A 20,949-nucleotide genomic window follows, 5' to 3' on the forward strand; every position below is an offset into this window, starting at 1 on the left:
CGCCGCCATGCCCGCCGCATCGCAACCAGTCGTCTTCCAGGCCGGTCTCCGGGCTCGCGGGCCGATGGCGGACCATCGCGCCAGGCGCCTTCCCATGCTTGCGCACAGTGGCATGTTGCCTGGCTTCCACGCTTACCGTTGCGGGGGCAGCGCCGGAGTGGCAGCAGGCAGGACCTGTTGCGTCACCGGCTTCCCGTTTCAACCTGCCGGCTTGCGCCGCAGGTCACCTGAAAGTGCGCGCAGTGTAGAGCAAAGCCCGGCCGACGGCGCAGTGCCAGGCCGGGGTGGTGCGGCGCCAGCGGTTAGAATGCGCCTCGCTTTTTGACGTGGTTGCAGTACCTATGATCCTGGACCTGATCCGGCACGCCGCCACCGGCCGCGACGACCACCTGGATGGACGCACCGATCCGCCGTTGGACGTGCAGGGCGCCGATCTCATCTGCGCGCGCCATGCCGACCTGCAGTGGCAGCGCGTGCTGAGTTCACCGCGCCAGCGTGCGCTGGACACCGCCCATGCGCTGGCGCTGCCGCGCGGGCTGGAGGTGATCGCGGACGAGGAGTGGGAGGAGCTGGATTTCGGCGACTGGGATGGCCAGCCGCTGGAGGCACTGCCGATGCAGGCGCTGCAGGCATTCCACCTGGACCCGCATGCGAACCCGCCGCCGCATGGCGAAAGCTGGGGCCACTTCGAGCGCCGCATCGCACGCGCATTGCATCGGTTGCTGGATGAGCCCGAGCCGGTGCCGACGCTGGTCGTCAGCCATGGCGGCCCGCTGCGGATGGTCCTGTCGCAGGTGTGCGGGCTGCCGATGGCGATGTGCTGGGCACTGCGCATCGACCACGGTACGCGGCTGCAGCTGCGGGTGGAGCGGGATGAGGGCGAGCTGTGGGGCGAGCTGCTGGAGCTCCAACAAACGACCCTGTGACGTAGAGCCACGCCCTGCGTGGCTGCGCGCGGTGCCGGTTTCATGCAGCCACGCGACCAAGCGTTTCCCGTGGCGACGCGGCCAGCCACGGGCGCGTGGCGACGCGTGGGGCGTAATGGCGCCCGACGTTCACTCGGCGCGGCGTGGCTCTACCGGGCGTCGTCCTCGTCCTGCTCGAACGGCGCGTCATCGTTGGCCACGGTGCGGTCATACACCGGGCCCGAGGCCGGCGGCGCCTTCTTCAGCGGCTTGTCGGCGATGATCGCGTCGTACTCGGCCACCAGCTCGGCGCGGCGCGCTTCGGGCAGTTCCTGCCAGTGGCAGTCCTGCAGCGCGCCTTCGAGCGAATAGAGCAGGTTGAGGCTGGGTTTGAAGCCGGCGCGGCGTACCTTCACGAACGCGCCCACCGACCCGGCCGCGGCCAGGTCTTCGGCGGTGCGCAGACCGACCTGGCGCAGCCAGGCCGCGCTCTTGGGGCCGATGTTGCGCAGCTTGGTGCTCATCCCAGGGCCTCGACGAACACCGCGGCAATGGCTTCCAGCCCGGCCTGGTCGTCGGCATCGAAACGGGCCAGCACCGGGCTGTCCAGGTCGAACACGCCGATCAGGGTGTCGCCGTGGACCAGCGGCACCACCAGTTCCGAGCGCGAGGCCGAATCGCAGGCGATATGGCCCGGGAACGCGTCCACGTCTTCGATGCGCTGGGTCACCCGCTGCGAGGCGGCCGCGCCGCACACGCCCTTGTCCAGCGGAATGCGCACGCAGGCCGGCAGGCCCTGGAACGGGCCGACCACCAGCTCGGTGCCGTCGAAGAGGTAGAAACCCACCCAGTTCAGCTGCGGCAGCGCGTGGTAGACCAGCGCGGACAGGTTGGCGGCATTGGCAATGCGGTCGCGTTCACCGTGCACCAGGGCGCGGGCCTGGGCCAGCAGCTGGCCGTACTGTTCCGGCTTGCTGCCGGTGAGCGTGGAAGTATCGAACATGGCCGCAGTCTAGCAAGCGCGGCCGTCAGCCGGACCCACCGGCGGCGGAACGCTGATAATGGGTGCCCCTGTTCATCGGTCCGGCCATGTCGTCCCCTGCCTTCCCCGACGCGTTCTACGTCACCGGTACCGACACCGGTATCGGCAAGACCTTCAGCAGCTGCGCCCTGCTGCACGCGCTGCGCCAGCGCGGCCGCCGCGCGGTGGGCATGAAGCCGGTGGCCAGCGGCTGCGAGCAGACCGCCGAGGGCCTGCGCAACGAGGATGCCACCGCGCTGCTGGCCGCCAGCGACCCGGCCCCGGCCTACGCCGACCTCAACCCCTACGCGTTGCCGCTGCCGCTGGCCCCGGAGCTGGCTGCTGCGGCGGCCGGGGTGACGCTGTCGCTGGCGCCGATCGAGGCGGCCTTCGCCCGCCTGCGCGCGCAGGCCGACACGGTGGTGGTGGAAGGCGTGGGCGGCTGGCTGGCGCCGCTGTCGACCACCCTGGACCAGTCGCACCTGGTGCAGGCGCTGCAGCTGCCGGTGGTGATGGTGGTGGGCCTGCGGCTGGGCTGCCTCAACCACGCGCGGCTGACCGCGCAGGCGATCACCGCCAGCGGGGCGACCTGCATCGGCTGGATCGCCAACGAGGTGGACCCGCAGATGGAGCGCATCGACGACAACGTGGCGCTGCTGCGCGCGCGCCTGCCGCTGCCGTTCTGGGGCCGGCTGCCGTACGCGCCAGGCGCCGATCCCGCGCAGCTGGCCCACCACCTGCTGGGCTGAGCGTCAGCCGCGCGCCTGGGCGAGCAGCGCAGTGGCCAGCCGGCCGACGCTGGCAATGGCCCCCACGTAGCGCGCGTCGAGGTCCTGGCAGCACGACAGCCGCAGGCAGTGCCGGTAGCGGGCGCCGCGCGAGTACACCTGGCCGGGCATGAACACCACGCCTTCGGCCAGCGCCTGTTCGAACAACACGCTGCTGTCCACGCCCGCCGGCAGTTCGATCCACAGCAGGAAGCCGCCGCTGGGCTGGGTGGCCAGGGTGCCGGGCGGGAAGTGCTGGGCCACCAGCGCACGCACGCGGCTTACCTGCTCGCGGTACAGCCGGCGCAGCCCGCGCAGGTGGTGTTCGTAGCTGCCCGCTTCCAGGAACGCGGCAACCGCCTCGCCCAGCAGCTGCGATTCGGCGCCGGTGGACTGGAACTTGAGCAGCTGGATGTCGGCGGCGAAGCGCCCGCCATCGAGCCAGCCGATCCGGTAATCGGGCGCGAGCGTCTTGGAAAAACCGTTGACCACGATCACCCAGCCGTCTTCGTCGAACGCTTTCAGCAGCGGCGCCAGCGGCTCCTGGTACTGCAGTTCGGCGTACACCGCATCTTCGATCAGCGGTACCTGATACTGGTTCACCAGCGCGGCCAGGCGCTGCTTGGCCGGCACCGGCAGGGTGCAGCCAAGCGGGTTGTGCACGCTGGGCATCGCGACGATGGCGGCGAGCGCACCCGCCTGCAGCTGCGCTTCCACCGCATCCACATCCAGCCCTTCGCGCGGGTCGGTGGGCAGTTCGATCGCCTTCAGGCCCAGGTTGGCCAGCAACGGGTACAGGTTGAAGTAGGAGGGGGCTTCGATGCCGACCGCATCGCCCGGCCGGGTGACGGCACGCAGCGCCAGCTGCAGGGCTTCCATCGCGCCATGGGTGAGCACCAGCCGCTCCACCGTGGTGTGCAGGCCCAGCCGCGGGCCGCGCCGCACGATCTGCTCCAGCAGCCGCTTGGCCCCGTTGGGGCGTGCGTAGGTGCGCACCATCGCCGGGGTGCGCCGCAGTACCTGCGCGGTGGCACGGGCCAGCCGTGCGGCGGGGTAGAAGCGCTCGCCGCGCGGACCGGCGAACGCCAGGTCGACGATGCCCGGTTGCCGCTGCGCCTCCAGCACGCGCGCCATCATCAGCTGCTGGGCCTGGGTGGTGGCCAGGGCCGGGGCCTGGCGCAGCGAACGGGTGGGTTCGGGCAGGCGCGCGCTGACCACGAACCCAGCCTTGGGCCGGGGCATCACCAGCCCGGCGTCCTCAAGCTGCCGGTAGGCGGCGATCACCGTGTTCAAGCTGAGCTGGCGCTGCGCGGCCAGCCCGCGCAGCGACGGCAGCCGCGCACCGGCCGGCAGGCGGCCGGTGTGGATGGCGTCGGCCATTTCGTCGGCCAGCGATCGGTAGAGGTTGGCGGCCATGGAATCTGTAACCATGAGGGTCGCCGGCATGGTGCGCTGTACCCTGGCTGGCTTGCAAGCTGGCGTTCCCACGGCTAAGACCGACCAACGGTCGGCCTCTACCGCCGTTCCAACCGTTACCTTGCGGACAAGATTGATACCAGCCGCGGCTTCTCGCGGTACAGCTGCGGGTACATCCGCTGCAGCGCCGCCACCTTCGGCTGGTCGTTGATGCGGATGTACAACGACTCCGGGTGCAGCGTCAGGTAGTTCTGGTGGTAGCCCTCGGCGGCAACGAACGGCTTGCCGCCGTCGACCGTGGTCACCACCGGCGCCGCGTACGCGCGCGCCTTCTGCAGCTGCGCGATGTAGGCGCGGGTGGCATCACGCTGGGCGGCATCGTCGGCGAACACCGCCGAGCGGTACTGCGTGCCCCGGTCCGGGCCCTGGCGGTTGAGCTGGGTCGGATCGTGCGCCACCGAGAAGAACACCTGCATCAACTGGCCGTAGCTCACCTGGCTGGGGTCGTAGGTCACCTGCACCGCTTCGGCATGGCCGGTGCCACCGCCACTGACGCGCGAATAGTTCGCGTCGGCCGGGCGCCCACCGATGTAGCCGGAGACCGCGTTGTCCACGCCCTTGATGTGCTGGAACACGCCCTGCACGCCCCAGAAGCAGCCGCCGGCGAACACCACCTGCGCGCGCTTGCCGGGCAGCTTCGGGTCGGCCGCGCCCGCCGGTGCCGGCACTGCCACCACCGCGTCGGCCGCCGCCGCATAAGCGGGGCGGTCCAGGCTGACCACTGCGCTGATGGTCAGCGCGGCAATGGCAGCGGCAATGCCGCCGGCCACCAGTTTGTCGAGGGAAACTCGCATGGGTGTCTCCTGGTTCAACCAAAGGTGAAGGCGTAGGCGTGCACCCCGGGATCGAGGAACTCGATCTCGAACGTGCGCTCGCCGACATCGCCGGACTGGCGGATCAGCTGGTACAGGCGGTGCTCGTTGACCGTGCCGCTGCCATCGGCGTCGACATCGCCACCGGCCGATGCGGCGGGCGGCTGGCCGTCGATGCGCACGCGGAACCGCACCGGCTTGCCGTCCGCGCCCGGTGCCAGCACCAGGTGCAGGTCACGGGCATGGAAGCGGAATGCGATGCGGCCGCCGGCGCGTTGCAGCTGCGCGTCTTCGTCGCCCACCGTCCAGCGACCGGCCAGGGCCCACTGGTTCAACGCAAACGTCGACGGCAACGTGTAGTCGGCGGGTGCATCGCGGCGCTGGCCGTCCGGCGAGGCAAAGTTCTCCGCACGCGCGTAACCCAAGTAGGTTTCCGGCGACTTGAGGTTGGACATGTCGGCCTGCAGTTCCACCCCCGCGCGCGGTGCGCTGGCGGCCATCGCCATGGCCTGGGCCGGTTCATCGGGCAGGTTGGCGCCCGCTTCGCGCAGCAGCTGGCGGATGATCCGTTCGGACTGCGCGTAGTTGCCTTCACCGAAGTGGTGCGCACGGATGCGGCCCTGCGCGTCGATGAAGTAATGCGCCGGCCAGTAGCGGTTGTTGAAGCCGCGCCAGATCGCGAACTCGTTGTCGATCGCCACCGGGTAGTCGATCTTCAGTTCCTTCACCGCGCGCTGCACGTTGCCCAGGTTGCGCTCGAAGGCGAACTCCGGGGCATGCACGCCGATCACCACCAGGCCCTTGTCGCGGTAACGCTGTTCCCACTCCCGCACATAGGGCAGGGCGCGCAGGCAGTTGATGCAGGAATAGGTCCAGAAATCGACCAGCACCACCTTGCCGCGCAGGCCTTCGGCGGTCAGCGGCGGGCTGTTGAGCCAGCCGGTGGCACCGTCCAGCGACGGCAGCGTGCCTTCCACCGGAAGCTCGGCACCGGCCGGCGCATCGGCGGCGCGCATCATCATCGCCGGGCCGGCATCGGGCGCCTGGCCGGGCAGGGCATCCAGCAGGCCCTGTTCCAGCCGCGCGGTGCTGACCGACGACAGCCGGGTGAGCACGCCGGTATCCCAGCCCATCGCAATGGCCACCACCGCCAGCAGCGCGGCCACGCCGAGCGCACGGCGGATCCACTCGCCCGCGCCCAGCCGCCGCTTGAGCGCGGTGAACACGCGCCCGCCAATCCAGATCGCCAATGCCAGCGAGGTGGCCGCGCCCAGTGCATAGGCCAGCAGCAGCCCGCTGGTGCCCACGCTGGCACCCTGCAGGGCCGCACCGGTGAGGATCAGCCCCAGGATCGGGCCGGCGCACGGCGCCCACAGCAGGCCGGTGGCCACGCCGATCAACAGCGAGGTGCCCACGCCGCCGCGCCCGGCATCGGTGGCCTTGTCGGCCGATGCACTGAGCCGCGCGCCCAGCCGCTGGAACGGCGACAACAGGCGGTCGGCCAGCGCCGGCCACAGCAGTGCAACGGCGAACAGCGCCATCACCACCAGCGCGATCCAGCGCCCGACCTGGTTGGCCTGCGCCACCCACTGGCTGCCCACGGCGGCCAGGCTGGCCACCACCGCGAACATCAACGCCATGCCGATCAGCAGCGGCAGGCCGCTGCGCAGGAACGGGCGGTCGGAGCGGGCAAACACGAACGGCAGCACCGGCAGGATGCACGGGCTGAGAATGGTCAACACGCCGCCCAGGTAGGCAAGTACAAGCAGAATCATCGAACGTTCCTTATCGGGGGTAGAGCCGGGCCCTGCCCGGCTGCGTCATCGACGTTACGTGCGGTTGGGTAGCCGCACGCGTGTCTCTTCGTCAGCGGCGACGAAGTTCATCGCCACGCCGTTCATGCAGTAACGCAGCCCGGTCGGGCGCGGGCCGTCATCGAACACATGGCCCAGGTGCCCACCACAGCGCCGGCAGTGCGCTTCCACGCGCAGCATGCCCAGGGTGGTGTCGCGGTCCTCGCCAACGGCGTCGTGCAGCGGTGCCCAGAAGCTGGGCCAGCCGGTGCCGCTGTCGAACTTGGTGGAGGAGGAGAACAACGGCAGCGCGCACCCGGCACAGGTGAAAGTGCCGCGCCGGTGTTCCTTGTTGAGCGGGCTGCTGAAGGGGCGCTCGGTGCTCTGCCGGCGCAGCACGGCGTACTGCGCCGGGCTGAGCTGTTCGCGCCACTGCGCATCGGTGCGCATCACCTCGAAACGGCGGGTGGGCGCCGGTGCGGCGGGGGCCGAGCCACTGCAGGCGGTCAGGCCGAACAGGCCGGCCGCGGCGCCGATGGCGCCCATGCCGAGCAGTCTGCGACGGGTACAACGCATGGCGATCTCCCGGTCTGGAAACGATGGGGCCATGCTGCGCCCGGGCCGATCAACGAATCCTCACGCAGGGTTAAATTTTCCGTGACACATTCAGGTCCGGATCTGGCCACAATGCGTTCACCTTCCTGCTGCCCGTCACCGTGCCAATGAGCAGTGCCAAGCGCGTCCTGATCGTCGAAGACGATGTCCACATCGCCAACCTGCTGCGCATGCACCTGCGCGACGAGGGCTACGAGGTCACCCACGCGGCCACCGGCGACGAGGGCCTGGCCCTGCTGGAGGCGCAGCCGTGGAGCGCACTGGTGCTGGACCTGATGCTGCCGGGCGTGGACGGGCTGGAGATCTGCCGGCGCGCGCGTGGGATGGCGCGCTATACCCCGATCATCATCACCAGTGCACGCGCCAGCGAAGTGCACCGTATCCTGGGCCTGGAACTGGGCGCAGACGATTACCTGGCCAAGCCGTTCTCGATGCTGGAACTGGTGGCACGGGTCAAGGCGCTGCTGCGCCGGGTGGAGGCGATGGCGCAGAACGCGCGCATCGATGCCGGTGAACTGGCGGTGGCCGGGCTGCGCATCGACCCGGTGGCGCGCACCGCGCAGGTGGAAGGGCGCGCGCTGGAGCTGACCCCGCGCGAATTCGACCTGCTGTACTTATTCGCCCGCCACCCGGGCCAGGTGTATTCGCGCATGGACCTGCTCAACCAGGTCTGGGGCTACCAGCACGATGGGTACGAGCACACGGTGAACACCCACATCAACCGGCTGCGCAACAAGATCGAGCGCGACCCGGCCTCGCCGCAGCGTATCCAGACCGTGTGGGGCCGTGGCTACAAGCTGGTCGATGGCAGCGAAGGCGGGGCGGCATGATCCGGTTGTCGTTGTCGCAGCGGTTGTCGGTGGCGTTCTTCGCGCTGCTGCTGGTGTGCTGCGGTGCGCTGATGGCGATCCAGATGCGCAGCACCACCCTGCACGAGCAGGAAACGGTGCAGCGGCTGTCGCGCGGGCTGGCCGAGCATATCGCGCGCAGTGGCGAGCTGATGGACGGTGGCGGCATGCGCACCGGCGAGGTACGCGCGCTTTTCGGCAAGCTGATGGCGGTCAATCCGAGCGTGGAGGTGTACCTGCTGGACGACCAGGGCCGCATCCTCGGCCACGATGCGCCCACCGGACACCTCAAGCGCGACCGCGTGGACCTGGCGCCGGTGCAGGCACTGCTGCGCGATGACCCGCTGCCGATCCTTGGCGATGACCCGCGCAGCGAGCGCGGGCGCAAGGTGTTCAACGCCGCGCCGCTGTTCGTGCAGGGCCGCCAGGCCGGCTACATCTACGTGGTGCTGGTGGGCGAGCAGCGCGAGGCGCTGGCGGCCAACATCGCGGCCAACGCCACGCTGCGCACCACGCTGTGGTCGCTGGCGATCGTGGCCGGCATCGGCCTGCTGGCCGGTGCGGTGGCGTTCCGCTGGGTGACCCGGCCGCTGCGCCAGCTGACCCGGCGCGTGCAGTCGTTCGACGTGGATGCGGCGGCGCCGGCGCAGGCGTTGCCGCCCACGCCGCTGCGCGCCGGCGAGCGCGATGAGCTGGCGATCCTGCAGCACAGCTTCGGGCACATGGGCCAGCGCCTGGGCGAGCAGTGGCAGCAGCTGCGCCAGCAGGACCTGCAGCGGCGCGAGCTGGTGGCCAACATCTCGCATGACCTGCGCACGCCGTTGTCGTCGCTGCACGGTTACCTGGAAACGCTGGCGTTGAAGGACGCCACGCTGAGCGCCGAAGAGCGCCAGCGTTACCTCGGCATCGCGCTGTCGCAGAGCCACAAGGTGGGCCGGCTTGCCCAGGCGCTGTTCGAGCTGGCGCGGCTGGAACACGGCGGGGTGGTCCTGGACCGCCAGGCGTTCTCGCTGCCGGACCTGGTGCAGGACGTGTTCCAGAAGTTCGAGCTGGCCGCGCAGGCACGCCGGCAGACGCTGGCGGCGGACATTCCGCCCGGCCTGCCGGTGGTGGACGCGGACCTGGCGCTGATCGAGCGGGTGCTGACCAACCTGCTGGACAACGCGATCCGGCACACGCCCGAAGGCGGCCGGATCACGGTGACGCTGCAGGCGGCGCAGGGCGAGGTGCAGGTGAGCGTGGCCGACACCGGCCCGGGCATTCCGGCGGCGCGGCGCGAGGACCTGTTCCACACGCCCCCGGCGTTCGGCAGCCAGCGCCCGGACAGCGGCGGGCTGGGCCTGCTGATCGTGCACCGCATCCTGCAGCTGCACCAGCGTGAGATCCAGCTGCTGGACAGCCGCGAGGGCGCGTTGTTCGTGTTCTCGCTGCCGGCGGCGCGGGTGGTCTGAGCCGCCCCTGCCCAACGTCACGGCGACCACCGGCACTGGGGCTTCCGTTACTGGCAGGATGCAATGCATTCAACACCCGCCCGGAGTGAGCGAATGGCCATCGCACAGGATTTCCGCCGCCGGTTCGGCCTGATTTCGCTCCTGCTGGTGCTGGGCATGGCGGGCACCGCACATGCCGCCGAAGAATGCCCGGATACCTCGGCGCTGGAACCGGCGCGCGCGGTGGTCCGCGACCTGCAGCGCATCACCACGCCGAACGGCATCCAGGAACAGTACGCCACGCCGATCGGCGGGCTGAAGCAGTGGCTGACGATCCGCGGCGAGGACCGGGCCAACCCGGTGATCCTGTTCGTGCACGGTGGCCCGGCCAGCCCGGTGACGCCGAGCCTGTGGCAGTTCCAGCGGCCGCTGGAGGAATACTTCACGGTGGTGGACTGGGACCAGCGCGGCGCGGGCAAGACCTACGCGGAGGCGTCGCCGGACGCGATCGCGCCGACCCTGACCATCGAACGCTACGTGGACGATGCCATCGAAGTGGCCGAGCACCTGCGCACGCACCTGGGCCAGCGCAAGGTGATCCTGATGGCGCACAGCTGGGGCACGATCGTGGCGATGCAGGCGGCGCTGAAACGGCCGGACCTGTTCCACGCGTACGTGGGGATCGGGCAGATCATCAACCAGGTGGAGAACGAGAAGATCAGTTTCGATTACGGCCTGGCGCAGGCAAAGGCCCACGGCAACGCCAAGGCGGTGGCCGAATTGGAGGCGATCGCGCCGTACCCGGGCAACACGCCGATCACGCGCGAGCGGATCATCACGGCGCGCACGTGGCCGCAGTACTACGGGGGGCTGACGGCCTACCGCGATGATTCGAAATACTACTTCGGCGCGGCCAGGCTCTCACCTGACTACACGGACGCGGACCGCTGCAACATCGACAAGGGCAGCGTGCTGTCGCTGGGGCCGTTGCTGCCGCAGATGCTGAAAGTAAATTTCAACCCGATCACCCGCTTCCCGATCCCGGTGGTGATGTTCATGGGCCGCCACGACTACACCACGCCCACCGCACCGACCGAGCGCTGGTTGAACACCGTGCAGGCGCCCTACAAGCAGGGCGTATGGTTCGAACATTCGGCGCACATGGTGCCGTGGGAAGAGCCGGGCAAAACGCTGTTGAGCCTGGTCCAGATCGTGCGCCCGCTCGCGCGTCCGGATTGACCCTCAAGCCAAGGCCAAAGCCAAAGCCAAAGCCAAAGCCGTGGTCTGCGGGTGTCCATGGTTTGGCCGGCGCCGGTGGGTTTGCGGGAGACGCCGCAAGTACGTCCCTGTAGGCTCGTTCGCGCCATCCATGGCGCTCTACGCTCCCGCAAACCCACCGCCGCCAGCCTTCGACACGTGGCAGGTGACCATGGAAGGAGCAAGGTAGGGTCGGTTCCCGAACGACTGCCGTGAACGAATCAACACGCGGTAACGCATGGAAATAATCAAAACCGCCTTTGATCTCCCGTACCCCCGCACCCGCCGGCCCTCCACCGATAGATCCACAGACCAGGCGCTCTTAGCGGCGAACCCAAAAAAAAAGACCCGACAGAGGGAGGGTTCTGTCGGGTCTTGGGATTGCGTGGGGGGAGGGACCCACGCAAATTCCGCTTGATGCAATGCAGCATACGCCGATCGTGGTGCATTGCAACAATAAATTGCCGAAACGGTCCGGATTGTATTAAAGCCGTTCAGAAACAACCGGTTAGGGCTGAATCTCAGCCGCGGTAACGGCATCCCGAGGTGCAGGTCTCATGCACCGTCACCTCGCTCAGCGCCGGCAAGGCGGGCTTGAGCTCGTTCCAGATCCAGATCGCCAGGCGTTCGCTGGTCGGGTTCTCCAGGCCGGGGATGTCGTTGAGGTAATGATGGTCCAGGCGGTCGTAGATCGGCTGGAAGGCCGCTTTGACGTCGCCGAAATCCATGATCCAGCCGGTGTGTTCGCCCGGCTCGCCCTCGACCTTCAGCTCCACCCGGAACGAGTGGCCGTGCAGGCGCGCGCACTTGTGGCCCGCCGGCACGTTGGGCAGGTGGTGGGCCGCTTCGAGGGTAAAGACTTTGAAGATTTCCATGGGCCCATTGTACGGCCATCCAACAAAAACATATCCATCCGGATGAAGAGATGTTACTTTTCGTTATATCCGCATGAAGCGATGTTATTGGCTCGTTAAGCCCTTGGCATGGACTACTGCGGGACTTGTCGTCCACCACCCCCATAGAGTTCATGCCCAAGCACACCCTTCTTGTGGCGGCCCTTTCCGCCGCCCTGGCTACGCCTTTGCCTGCGTTTGCCCTCGACTCCGCCGCTGGCACCGATGCCAGCCCCGAAGCCTCCGCCAGCGGCGAAAGCACCACCCTTGCCGCGGTGCGCGTCACCGGCTCCAACATCAAGCGCACCGACACCGAGACGGCCAACCCGGTGCAGGTGATCGGCCGCCAGGAGATTGAAGCCACCGGCAAGGCCACCGTGGCCGACCTGCTGCGCTCGATCTCGGCCAACACCGGCAACGCCAACAACGAGACCACCAACAACGGCTGGGCCTCGGGTTCGGCCGGCATCGGCCTGCGTGGCCTGTCGCAGAAGAACACCCTGGTGCTGCTCAACGGCCGCCGCCTGGCCAACTACGGCTTCCCGGCCGGTGGCTTGTCCGACACCTTCGTCAACCTCAACGCACTGCCGATGGTCGCCGTGGAGCGCATCGAAGTGCTCAAGGACGGCGCATCGGCCGTGTACGGCTCCGACGCCGTGGCCGGCGTGGTCAACATCATCACCCGGCAGAACTTCCAGGGCGCCGAACTGGGCGGCAGCGTCGGCACCGCCGACCAGGGCGGCCTGGACGAGCAGAACCTGAAGTTCATCGGTGGCATTGGCGACCTCGACGCCGATGGCTACAACATCCTGGTCAGCCTGGAAGGCTACAACCGCGAACGCCTGGACCAGGACCAGCGCGACCTCACCAAGTCCGGCATCTACACCGACAAGCCCGGTGGCCGCTGGAACGGCTGGTCGGCCAAGGGCGCGCGCTTCCTGGTCAACGGCACCTCCGTGCCCATGCTCGACGCCAACGGCCAGTGCCCGGAGAACACCACCCTGGTACCCAGCGCGCCGATCGACGGCCTGCCTGGCAACACCTGTGGCTACAACCTCGCCCCGTACACCACGCTGATTCCCTCGACCAAGCGCTACCAGGCCTACGTCAACGGCACCTTCAAGGTGAACGACAACGTCGAAGCCTTCGGCGAAGTGATCTACAGCGAGATCAAGGGCGTGTCCTGGTTCGGCAGCAGCCCGTTCTTCACCCTGGAAAGCGGCCGCTTCGCGCTCAACGCCGATACCGGGCTGGCCGAGCCGGTGTCGTCCAACCTGCCGGCAAGCAGCCCGTTCAACCCGTACGGCCGCGCGATCCCGATCGAGTACACCTTCTTCAACCTCGGCCCGACCATCAAGACCAACCGTTCCACCGCCTACCGCGGCGTGTTCGGCCTGCGCGGCAGCCTGCAGGACTGGGACTGGGAAGTGGGCGCGTTCGGCGCACGCAGCAGCGAGCGCGAAACCGTCTCCGGCGGCTTCGCCAACCGCTGGACCCTGGCCGATGCACTGGCCACCGGCAGCTACAACCTGCTCGATCCCTCGGCCACCCCGCAGTCGGTGATCGATGGCATCAACCTGAGCACCCTGCGCCCGGCCGAGTCCGTGCTGCAGGGCGTGGACGCCAAGATCTCCGGCGGCCTGGGCAGCACCTGGGCCGGCCCGATCGGCTTCGCCGCCGGGCTGGAATGGCGCCGCGAAAAGCTGGATTCGGAAAACCCGTGGCAGATCGACGCGGGCCTGCAGATCCGCCCGGCCATCGCCGAAGTGCATGGCGAGCGCAAGGTCACCGCCGCCTATGCCGAAGTGAACGTGCCGCTGGCCGAGCGCCTGGAGCTGCAGGCCGCCGCGCGCGCCGACCACTACAGCGATTTCGGCGATGCGTTCTCGCCCAAGTTGAGCCTGCGCTGGCAGCCGTTCGACATCCTGCTGGTGCGCGCCGCCGCATCCAAGGGCTTCCGCGCGCCGTCGCTGTCGGAGAACTCGAACAGCACGAGCATCGCCTACGGCAGCGTGATCGATCCGCGCGACCCGGACGTGCCCGGTTCGCGCCAGAACCCGACCTTCTTCACCGTCGGCAACAGCGACCTGAAGCCGGAGCGCACCAAGAGCTACAACCTCGGCCTGGTGCTGTCGCCGTGGTCCAACACCAGCCTGAGCGTGGATTACTACCGCATCGAACTGGAAAACCTGGTCGGCACCAACAACACCCAGACCCTGGTCACCAACGATGTGCCCGGCGCGGTCACCCGCGATGAGCGCGGCAAGCTGCTGGCGGTGTTCAACCGCTACCAGAACCTGAGCGAGCTCAAGACCTCCGGCTTCGACGTGGAACTGCGCCAGCGCTTCCCGACCGAAGCGGCCGGTGACTTCTCGCTGTCCACCGCGTTCACCCACGTGCGCGATTACAGCCGCCCCACCGTGGTCGGTGGCCCGCTGGTGGATTACGCCGGCAGCAACCTGGGCGCCACCCTGCCCAAGAACAAGGCCACCACCACGCTGGACTGGACCTACGCGGACTTCCGCACCGCGCTGACCTGGTACTACACCAGCGGCTATGACCAGAAGGCCAGTGCAGCGGCCACCGCCGTGCAGGACCGCGTGGATTCGTACAGCCAGTTCGATCTGTACCTGGCCTACACAGGCCTGGAGAAGCTGACCCTGTACGCGAAGATCCAGAACCTGGCCGATGAGGAACCGCCGTACGACGCCTCGTTCCCGGGCATCCGCGCGCCGTATGACTTCAGCCAGTACGACCTGCGCGGCCGCTACTTCACCGTCGGCTTCGATTACCGCTTCTAAGAGGGGTTCGCTGTGTCCTTGTTCCATGGTTTGTCGCGCCCCATCACCTGGCTGGTGGGGTCGCTGTGGCTGCTGGCCGCGCCGGCGTTCGCACAGAGCGCTTATTTCTTCCCGCAGGGCGGTGATTTCGATCCGGCCATTCCCACCCCGCAGCAGTTCCTGGGCTACGAGATCGGCAGCCGCTACACCCGGCACGACCAGCTGGTGGCGTATTTCAACGAACTGGCGAAACACTCGGACAAGATCAAGGTCGAGCAGATCGGCACCAGTTACGAAGGCCGCCCGCTGCTGATCGCCACCGTCACCTCGGCGCAGAACCAGCAGCAGCTGGAAACCCTGCGCCGCCAGCACGTGACCCTGGCCGACCCGGCGCAGCCGCTGTCGGCCGCCGGCAACAGCCCGGTGGTGGTGTGGCTGGGCTACAGCGTGCACGGCAATGAAACCTCCAGCGGCGAAGCCGCGCTGCTCACCGCGTACTACCTGGTGGCCAACCGCAATGCCGATACTGCCAAGTGGCTGCAGCAGGCGGTGGTGCTGTTCGACCCGGCGCAGAACCCGGACGGCCGCGACCGCGCGGCCAGCTGGCACAACGCCTATGCCTCCTCGCCGGCATCGGCCGACCCGGCCGACAAGGAGCACGTGGAGCCGTTCCCGCAGGGGCGCACCAACCACTACTTCACCGACCTCAACCGCGACTGGCTGGCGCTGACCCAGCAGGACACGCGCCCGAAGATCGTGTACTTCCACCAGTGGTACCCCAACGTCCAGATCGACTTCCACGAGATGGGCAAGGACAGCACCTACTACTTCGAACCGTCGCCGGCGAGCATGCACAGCCCGCTGCTGCCGGCCGCGTCGTACGAGTTCAACAAGACCCTGGCCAAGTACCACGCGCAGGCGCTGGATGCGCTGGGCTCGCTGTACTACACCGGTGAGAACTTCGACAACTTCTCGCCGGTGTACGGTTCGACCTACCCGGACTTCCATGGCGCGGTCGGCGTCACGGTGGAACAGGCCAGTTCGCGTGGCCGCGTGCAGGAATCGGTCAATGGCCTGTTGACCTTCCCGTTCACCATCCGCAACCAGGTGGCCACCGGCCTGGGCACCGTGCGCGGCGCGGTGACCGAGCGCGACGGGCTGCTGAAACTGCAGAAGGAATTCTTCCAGTCCGCGCTGAAGCAGGCCAACCAGCAGCCGGTGAAGGCCTTCGTGTTCGGCGATGCCAAGGACCCTGGCCTGACCCGGCGCCTGCTCGACCTGCTGCTGCAGCACCAGATCACCGTGCAGGCGTTGAACGCGGCGGTCACCGTGGACGGCCAGCGCTTCGAGCCGGGCAGCGCCTACGTGGTGCCCACCGCACAGCCGCAGTTCCGCCTGGTGCATTCGATCTTCGCCGAGACCCCGCCGATCAAGGGCGACGTGTTCTACGGCAGCACCTCCTATGCCATCGCACCGGCCTACGGCGTGGCGTTCGCCGGTAGCCGCAGCCGGGTGGATGGCGGCGAGCGTATTGCCGCCCTGCCGGCCACGCGCGGCGGGGTGAGCGGCGGCCAGGCCGGCTATGCCTATGTGTTCGACTGGCGCGATTACAACGCCAGCCGCGCGCTGTACGCACTGCAGGCCAAGGGCGTGCTGACCCGCGCTGCGTTCCAGCCGTTCACTGCGGCCACCGCCTCGGGTGAGCAGGCGTTCGCACGCGGCAGCGTGGTGGTTCCGGTGGCCGGCCAGACGCTGGCCGGCGACGCGCTGCTCGCCGCCGTGGAAGAAGCGGCGCGCAGCAGCGGCGTGCAGGTGCATGCACTGGCCAGCGGGCAGAGCCGCAGCGGTATCGACCTGGGCAGCGACAGCGTCAAATCGCTGCGCAAGCCGGCGGTGGCGCTGGTGATGGGCGAGGGGGTGAGCGCCACCGAGATCGGCTCGGCGTGGTTCCTGCTCGACCAGCAGGTGCAGCTGCCGGCCAGCAAGCTGGACCCGGCGCAGCTGGGCAAGGTCAACTTGGATCGCTACACCACCATCGTGCTGTCCGGTGGCACCTACAGCGGCGTGGATGCCACGGCGGTGGCCGCGCTCAAGCGCTGGATCAACGCCGGCGGTTCGCTGGTGACCTACGGCAGCGCGGCCAAGTGGGCGATCGAGCAGAAGCTCAGCGATGAGGTGCTGGGCGCCGAAGAGAAGGAGCCTGATGGCGCGCGCCGTGCGTTCGGCGACCAGCGCGACATCGCCGCCATCGAGCGGGTCAGCGGCAACATCCTCAGCGCCGACGTGGACACCAGCCACCCGCTGGGCTTCGGGTTGCCGCGCACCCAGCTGGCGATCAACAAGGAAAACGGGATCAGCTTCAAGCCGAGCCGCAACGCGTTCTCCACCGTGGTGCGTATCGATGAAACGCCGCGGGTGAACGGCTACCTGTCCGAGACCAACCGCAGCCGCGTGGCCGGCGCCGCCTGGCTGCTGGTGTCGCCGCAGGGGCAGGGCAACGTGGTGCTGTTCGCCGACGACCCGGCGCACCGCAAGTACTGGCACGGCACCGAGCGGCTGCTGTTGAACGCGGTGTTCTTCGGCAACCTGCTCAACCCGACCAAGCCTAGAGGGTGACCCATCGTAGAGCCACGCCCTGCGTGGCTTCGCGGTGCCCGGCGAAGAGCAGCCACGCAGGGCGTGGCTCTACGTGCCAAGGCAAACCGGCAACAAAAAGGGCGACGCAATGCGTCGCCCTTTTCAATGGTGCAGCCGGCGGAACGATCAGCCGGCGCGGTTGCCGCCGCCCGGGCCACGACCGCCGCCGCCACCACCGCCACGGCGCTGGCCCGACGGGGCACCACCGCGCGGCGCACCGTTGCCGGCACCGCGGCTTGCACCGCGGCCGGCACCGTCACGCTGGCCGCCGCCGGTCTTGGCACCGGCATGGGCGTGGCGCGGGGCCTCGCCATGCGGACGGCGCGCGTGCTTGCGCGGCGAACGATCGCCACCCGGCACTTCGGCCTTGCCCGGCGCGCTGTTGCCCCAGCGGATCGGGGTCTGCGGCTCGAAGCCGGGCACGTCGCGGATGTCCATGTCCTTGTCCAGCAGGCGCACGATCTGGCGCAGCAGCTTGGCTTCGTCCTGGGCCACCAGCGAGATCGCCTGGCCGGTCGAGCCGTTGCGGCCGGTGCGGCCGATACGGTGCACGTAATCTTCCGGCACCATCGGCAGGTCATAGTTGATGACCTTCGGCAGCTCGTTGATGTCGATACCGCGTGCGGCGATGTCGGTGGCCACCAGCACGGTCACGCGGCCGGCCTTGAAGTCGCCCAGCGCACGCAGGCGCTGGCCCTGGCTCTTGTTGCCGTGGATCGCCGCGGTCTTGATGCCCGACTTCTCCAGGAACGTGGCCAGCTTGTCGCAGCCGTGCTTGGTACGGCCGAACACCAGGGTCTGCTCGCGGCTGTCCTGGGCCAGCAGGTGCAGCAGCAGGTCACGCTTGCGCGGGCCGTCAACCGGGTGCACGCAGTGCTTGATCGATTCGGCCACGGTGTTCTTGGGGGTGACCTGGATCTGCGCCGGATCGCGCATGAACTCCAGGGCCAGCTGCTTGATGCTCTCTTCGAAGGTCGCCGAGAACAGCAGGGTCTGGCGGTTCTGGCGCGGCAGCTTGGCCAGGATCTTCTTGATCGACGGCAGGAAGCCCATGTCCAGCATGCGGTCGGCTTCGTCCAGCACCAGGATCTCGATGCCCGACAGGTCGACGCTGCGACGCTCCAGGTGGTCGATCAGGCGGCCCGGGCAGGCCACCAGAAGGTCCACGCCACGGCGCAGCACGTCGAACTGGTTGCCCATGCCGACGCCGCCGTAGATGCAGGCGCTGGGAATGCGCAGGTACTTGCTGTAGCCGCGCAGGCTGTCATGCACCTGGGTGGCCAGTTCGCGGGTCGGGGCCAGCACCAGCGCACGCGGCTTGCGCGGGCCGTTCACGGCCTGCGGGTTGGTGCCCAGGTGCTGCAGCAGCGGCAGGCCGAACGCAGCGGTCTTGCCGGTACCGGTCTGCGCGCCGGCCAGCAGGTCGCGGCCTTCCAGGGCGAGCGGGATCGCCTGCTCCTGGATCGGGGTGGGGTTTTCATAGCCCTGCTCGGACAACGCGCGCAGCAGGAACGGGGCAAGGCCCAGGTTTTCAAAAGACATCGGGTGGAAGCTCCAAAGACAAAGTAACGCCAGGCCGAATGGCCGGACGCAAGGCAGATCGAGTTGATCGGCTGACTCGGAGCGTTCCCGTGAACCGCGCTGCGAGAATTGGGTGCAGCCCACGCGGTGCGCGGACTGGAATGCATGACGAATGGCGTCGGAGTGGGGGCGGGCGAGGGACGGAAATCCCGATCGCCGGCGATCCCGAAGGGAAACGGACGGCCGCTGCAGACAATGGGAGTATAGAAGAAATCATGCGCTGCATCAATTTTCCCCATTCAGCTTCGTAGAGCCACGCCATGCGTGGCTGCGCGCCAATTCGGGGTCAGGAACGCCGGAAGCCTGGCGTCGGGCGTCAAGCCACCACATCAGCATCATTCGGATGGTTTATGTTCGTTCTGCGGCACTGCGACTTGGCATGACAGCGCATTTGGTTACACTCGAAACCTATTTTTCTGCGATCCCGGATATCCCACCCATGAAGCTTGGTTCTTTGAAGGAAGGCGGCCGCGACGGCACCCTGATCGTGGTCTCTCGTGACCTGCGCCATGGCGTGCGCGCCACCGGGATCGCCGCCACGCTGCAGCAGGCGCTGGAAGACTGGAGCCACCTGGCGCCGCGCCTGAACGCCCTGTCCGAGTCGCTCAATGACGGCAGCGCCGACGGCGTGTTCGACATCGACCTGCAGGCGCTGGCCGCGCCGTTGCCGCGTTCCTATGAATTCGTCGATGGCAGCGCCTACCTGCCGCACGTGGAGCGCGTGCGCCGCGCCCGCGGCGCCGAGGTGCCGGAAAGCTTCTACACCGACCCGCTGATGTATCAGGCCACCAGCGCCGGGTTCCATGGTCCGCGCGATCCGGTGAAGGTGATCAGCGAGGAGTACGGCATCGACCTGGAGGCCGAACTGGTGGTCATCACCGATGACGTGCCGATGGCGGTCACCGCCGAGCAGGCCGCCGGCCATATCCAGCTGGTCGGCCTGGTCAATGACGTCTCGCTGCGCAACCTGATCCCGGGCGAGCTGGCCAAGGGCTTCGGCTTCCTGCAGTCCAAGCCGCGCTCGGCGCTGTCGCCGGTGTTCGTCACCCCCGACGAGCTGGGCGACGCCTGGCAGGACAGCAAGGTGCACCTGCCGCTGGTCACCCACGTCAACGGCGCCTGGTTCGGCGCGCCCGAAGCCGGGGTGGACATGCAGTTCAACTTCGCCCAGCTGGTCGCGCACGCGGCCAAGACCCGCCCGCTGAGCGCCGGTGCCATCGTCGGCTCGGGCACCATCGCCAACGAGGACACCAGCAAGGGCGCGTCCTGCTTTGCCGAGCAGCGCACCGTGGAAACCCTGCGCGACGGCAAGCCGAGCACGCCGTTCATGTCGTTCGGCGACGTGGTCCGCATTGAAATGTTCGACGCCGCCGGCGAGAGCATCTTCGGCGCCATCGAACAGCGCATCGAACAGGCGACACGGCCCTGAACACCCCGGCCGACCGCATCGAGCTGTTCAGCTACTGGCGCTCCAGCGCGGCCTACCGCGTGCGCATCGGTCTGAACCTCAAGGGCCTGGAGCACCAGATCACCCCGGTGCACCTGGTCCGCGACGGCGGCCAGCAGCACAGCGAAGGCTATGCCGCGCTCAACCCGCAGGAGCTGGTGCCGACCCTGGTGCATGGGGATCTCGTGCTGCACCAGTCGATGGCGATCCTGGAATACCTCGACGAGGTATTCCCGGAGCCGCCGCTGCTGCCCGACGACGCCCCGGGCCGCGCCCGCGTGCGCGCGCTGGCGCAGCTGGTGGCGTGCGACCTGCACCCGCTCAACAACCTGCGGGTGATGCAGTTCTTCAGTGATACCTGGCACGTGCCGCAGACCGAGCGCGAGGACTGGACCAAGCACTGGATGCAGGTCGGCTTCGACGCGATGGAGCGGCTGCTGGTCGAATCGGTGGATACCGGGCGCTTCTGCCACGGCGACACCCCGACCCTGGCTGACTGCTGCCTGGTGCCGCAGCTGTTCAACGCCCGCCGCTTCAACGTGGATCTGGGCCCGTACCCGACCCTGGTGCGGATCGACGAGGCCTGCCTGGCATTGCCGGCGTTCGATGCGGCGCGGCCGGAGGTTCAGGCCGACGCGTCACCCTGAAACCGGGTACCGACCAACGGTCGGTACCTACCTGGTGGGG

General features: G+C 68.4%; 17 protein-coding genes and 1 riboswitch. Of the genes, 9 read left to right on the forward strand and 8 right to left on the reverse strand.

The features are described 5' to 3' along the window. Positions 1–22: 22 nt before the first annotated feature. Positions 23–246: riboswitch (cobalamin riboswitch) on the reverse strand. Positions 247–341: 95 nt separating this feature from the next. Continuing rightward, on the forward strand, positions 342–926 hold the full coding sequence (locus NMB40_RS00425; protein ID WP_494359787.1) for a histidine phosphatase family protein: 585 nt from the start codon (positions 342–344) through the stop codon (positions 924–926). Positions 927–1,075: 149 nt separating this feature from the next. Here NMB40_RS00425 and NMB40_RS00430 read toward each other — a convergent pair whose 3' ends face one another. Both NMB40_RS00430 and NMB40_RS00435 read right to left on the reverse strand, forming a co-directional pair. After that, positions 1,076–1,429, reverse strand: coding sequence for a TfoX/Sxy family protein (locus NMB40_RS00430; RefSeq protein WP_494359788.1), 354 nt, complete (start codon positions 1,427–1,429; stop codon positions 1,076–1,078). Continuing rightward, positions 1,426–1,908 carry a GAF domain-containing protein gene (locus NMB40_RS00435; RefSeq protein ID WP_068848998.1) on the reverse strand — a complete coding sequence of 161 codons (483 nt, stop codon included), beginning with the start codon at positions 1,906–1,908 and terminating at the stop codon, positions 1,426–1,428. Before NMB40_RS00435 ends, NMB40_RS00430 begins: the two co-directional genes overlap by 4 nt. Before the next feature lie 86 nt (positions 1,909–1,994). Between NMB40_RS00435 and bioD the strand changes: the two genes are divergently transcribed. Next, positions 1,995–2,675, forward strand: coding sequence for a dethiobiotin synthase (gene bioD, locus NMB40_RS00440; protein WP_494359789.1), 681 nt, complete (start codon positions 1,995–1,997; stop codon positions 2,673–2,675). 3 nt (positions 2,676–2,678) lie between these two features. Here bioD and NMB40_RS00445 read toward each other — a convergent pair whose 3' ends face one another. The 4 genes from NMB40_RS00445 to msrB form a co-directional block, all read right to left on the reverse strand. Beyond that, a complete protein-coding gene (locus NMB40_RS00445) occupies positions 2,679–4,124 on the reverse strand; it encodes an aminotransferase-like domain-containing protein (RefSeq protein WP_494359790.1) in 1,446 nt (481 codons plus the stop codon). Between the two features lie 101 nt (positions 4,125–4,225). Then, the gene (msrA, locus tag NMB40_RS00450) at positions 4,226–4,963 is read right to left on the reverse strand and encodes a peptide-methionine (S)-S-oxide reductase MsrA (protein WP_494359791.1); all 738 of its coding nucleotides are present in this window, start codon (positions 4,961–4,963) and stop codon (positions 4,226–4,228) included. A 14-nt stretch (positions 4,964–4,977) separates the two neighbouring features. After that, positions 4,978–6,756: a cytochrome c biogenesis protein DipZ gene (locus NMB40_RS00455; RefSeq protein WP_494359792.1), complete on the reverse strand. Its 1,779-nt coding sequence runs from the start codon at positions 6,754–6,756 to the stop codon at positions 4,978–4,980. A 54-nt stretch (positions 6,757–6,810) separates the two neighbouring features. After that, positions 6,811–7,350, reverse strand: a complete 540-nt coding sequence (msrB, locus tag NMB40_RS00460; protein WP_494359793.1) for a peptide-methionine (R)-S-oxide reductase MsrB — start codon at positions 7,348–7,350, stop codon at positions 6,811–6,813. Positions 7,351–7,496: 146 nt separating this feature from the next. Here msrB and NMB40_RS00465 point away from each other — a divergent pair, with 146 nt between their 5' ends. From NMB40_RS00465 to NMB40_RS00475, 3 genes are all read left to right on the forward strand, one after another. Beyond that, a complete protein-coding gene (locus NMB40_RS00465) occupies positions 7,497–8,219 on the forward strand; it encodes a response regulator transcription factor (protein ID WP_494359794.1) in 723 nt (240 codons plus the stop codon). Continuing rightward, positions 8,216–9,688: a sensor histidine kinase gene (locus NMB40_RS00470; protein WP_494359795.1), complete on the forward strand. Its 1,473-nt coding sequence runs from the start codon at positions 8,216–8,218 to the stop codon at positions 9,686–9,688. Before NMB40_RS00465 ends, NMB40_RS00470 begins: the two co-directional genes overlap by 4 nt. Positions 9,689–9,781: 93 nt before the next feature. After that, a complete protein-coding gene (locus NMB40_RS00475; RefSeq protein ID WP_494359796.1) occupies positions 9,782–10,906 on the forward strand; it encodes an alpha/beta fold hydrolase in 1,125 nt (374 codons plus the stop codon). 539 nt (positions 10,907–11,445) lie between these two features. Here NMB40_RS00475 and queD read toward each other — a convergent pair. Next, a complete protein-coding gene (gene queD, locus NMB40_RS00480) occupies positions 11,446–11,799 on the reverse strand; it encodes a 6-carboxytetrahydropterin synthase QueD (RefSeq protein ID WP_068849013.1) in 354 nt (117 codons plus the stop codon). 152 nt (positions 11,800–11,951) lie between these two features. Between queD and NMB40_RS00485 the strand changes: the two genes are divergently transcribed. Together NMB40_RS00485 and NMB40_RS00490 are read left to right on the forward strand one after the other, a co-directional pair. Next, positions 11,952–14,618, forward strand: a complete 2,667-nt coding sequence (locus NMB40_RS00485; protein WP_494359797.1) for a TonB-dependent receptor — start codon at positions 11,952–11,954, stop codon at positions 14,616–14,618. A gap of 30 nt (positions 14,619–14,648) precedes the next feature. Then, a complete protein-coding gene (locus NMB40_RS00490) occupies positions 14,649–17,213 on the forward strand; it encodes a M14 family zinc carboxypeptidase (RefSeq protein WP_494361016.1) in 2,565 nt (854 codons plus the stop codon). 147 nt (positions 17,214–17,360) lie between these two features. On the opposite strand, the gene NMB40_RS00495 is transcribed toward NMB40_RS00490, so the two are convergent. After that, complete coding sequence (locus NMB40_RS00495) at positions 17,361–18,776, reverse strand: DEAD/DEAH box helicase (protein WP_494359798.1); 1,416 nt, start codon at positions 18,774–18,776, stop codon at positions 17,361–17,363. A 478-nt stretch (positions 18,777–19,254) separates the two neighbouring features. Between NMB40_RS00495 and NMB40_RS00500 the strand changes: the two genes are divergently transcribed. Together NMB40_RS00500 and maiA are read left to right on the forward strand one after the other, a co-directional pair. Then, positions 19,255–20,244, forward strand: a complete 990-nt coding sequence (locus NMB40_RS00500; protein ID WP_494359799.1) for a fumarylacetoacetate hydrolase family protein — start codon at positions 19,255–19,257, stop codon at positions 20,242–20,244. After that, positions 20,241–20,909, forward strand: coding sequence for a maleylacetoacetate isomerase (gene maiA / locus NMB40_RS00505; RefSeq protein WP_494361017.1), 669 nt, complete (start codon positions 20,241–20,243; stop codon positions 20,907–20,909). Before NMB40_RS00500 ends, maiA begins: the two co-directional genes overlap by 4 nt. Positions 20,910–20,949: the final 40 nt, after the last annotated feature.

The sequence above is a fragment of the Stenotrophomonas sp. FBCC-B152 genome (assembly GCF_059134105.1).

Bases quoted from the DNA above. Each gene is read 5' to 3' on its own strand.
- NMB40_RS00425 (WP_494359787.1), top strand. From the start codon at position 342: ATGATCCTGGACCTGATCCGGCACGCCGCCACCGGCCGCGACGACCAC.
- NMB40_RS00430 (WP_494359788.1), bottom strand. From the start codon at position 1,429: ATGAGCACCAAGCTGCGCAACATCGGCCCCAAGAGCGCGGCCTGGCTG.
- NMB40_RS00435 (WP_068848998.1), bottom strand. From the start codon at position 1,908: ATGTTCGATACTTCCACGCTCACCGGCAGCAAGCCGGAACAGTACGGC.
- bioD (WP_494359789.1), top strand. From the start codon at position 1,995: ATGTCGTCCCCTGCCTTCCCCGACGCGTTCTACGTCACCGGTACCGAC.
- NMB40_RS00445 (WP_494359790.1), bottom strand. From the start codon at position 4,124: ATGGTTACAGATTCCATGGCCGCCAACCTCTACCGATCGCTGGCCGAC.
- msrA (WP_494359791.1), bottom strand. From the start codon at position 4,963: ATGCGAGTTTCCCTCGACAAACTGGTGGCCGGCGGCATTGCCGCTGCC.
- NMB40_RS00455 (WP_494359792.1), bottom strand. From the start codon at position 6,756: ATGATTCTGCTTGTACTTGCCTACCTGGGCGGCGTGTTGACCATTCTC.
- msrB (WP_494359793.1), bottom strand. From the start codon at position 7,350: ATGCGTTGTACCCGTCGCAGACTGCTCGGCATGGGCGCCATCGGCGCC.
- NMB40_RS00465 (WP_494359794.1), top strand. From the start codon at position 7,497: ATGAGCAGTGCCAAGCGCGTCCTGATCGTCGAAGACGATGTCCACATC.
- NMB40_RS00470 (WP_494359795.1), top strand. From the start codon at position 8,216: ATGATCCGGTTGTCGTTGTCGCAGCGGTTGTCGGTGGCGTTCTTCGCG.
- NMB40_RS00475 (WP_494359796.1), top strand. From the start codon at position 9,782: ATGGCCATCGCACAGGATTTCCGCCGCCGGTTCGGCCTGATTTCGCTC.
- queD (WP_068849013.1), bottom strand. From the start codon at position 11,799: ATGGAAATCTTCAAAGTCTTTACCCTCGAAGCGGCCCACCACCTGCCC.
- NMB40_RS00485 (WP_494359797.1), top strand. From the start codon at position 11,952: ATGCCCAAGCACACCCTTCTTGTGGCGGCCCTTTCCGCCGCCCTGGCT.
- NMB40_RS00495 (WP_494359798.1), bottom strand. From the start codon at position 18,776: ATGTCTTTTGAAAACCTGGGCCTTGCCCCGTTCCTGCTGCGCGCGTTG.
- NMB40_RS00500 (WP_494359799.1), top strand. From the start codon at position 19,255: ATGAAGCTTGGTTCTTTGAAGGAAGGCGGCCGCGACGGCACCCTGATC.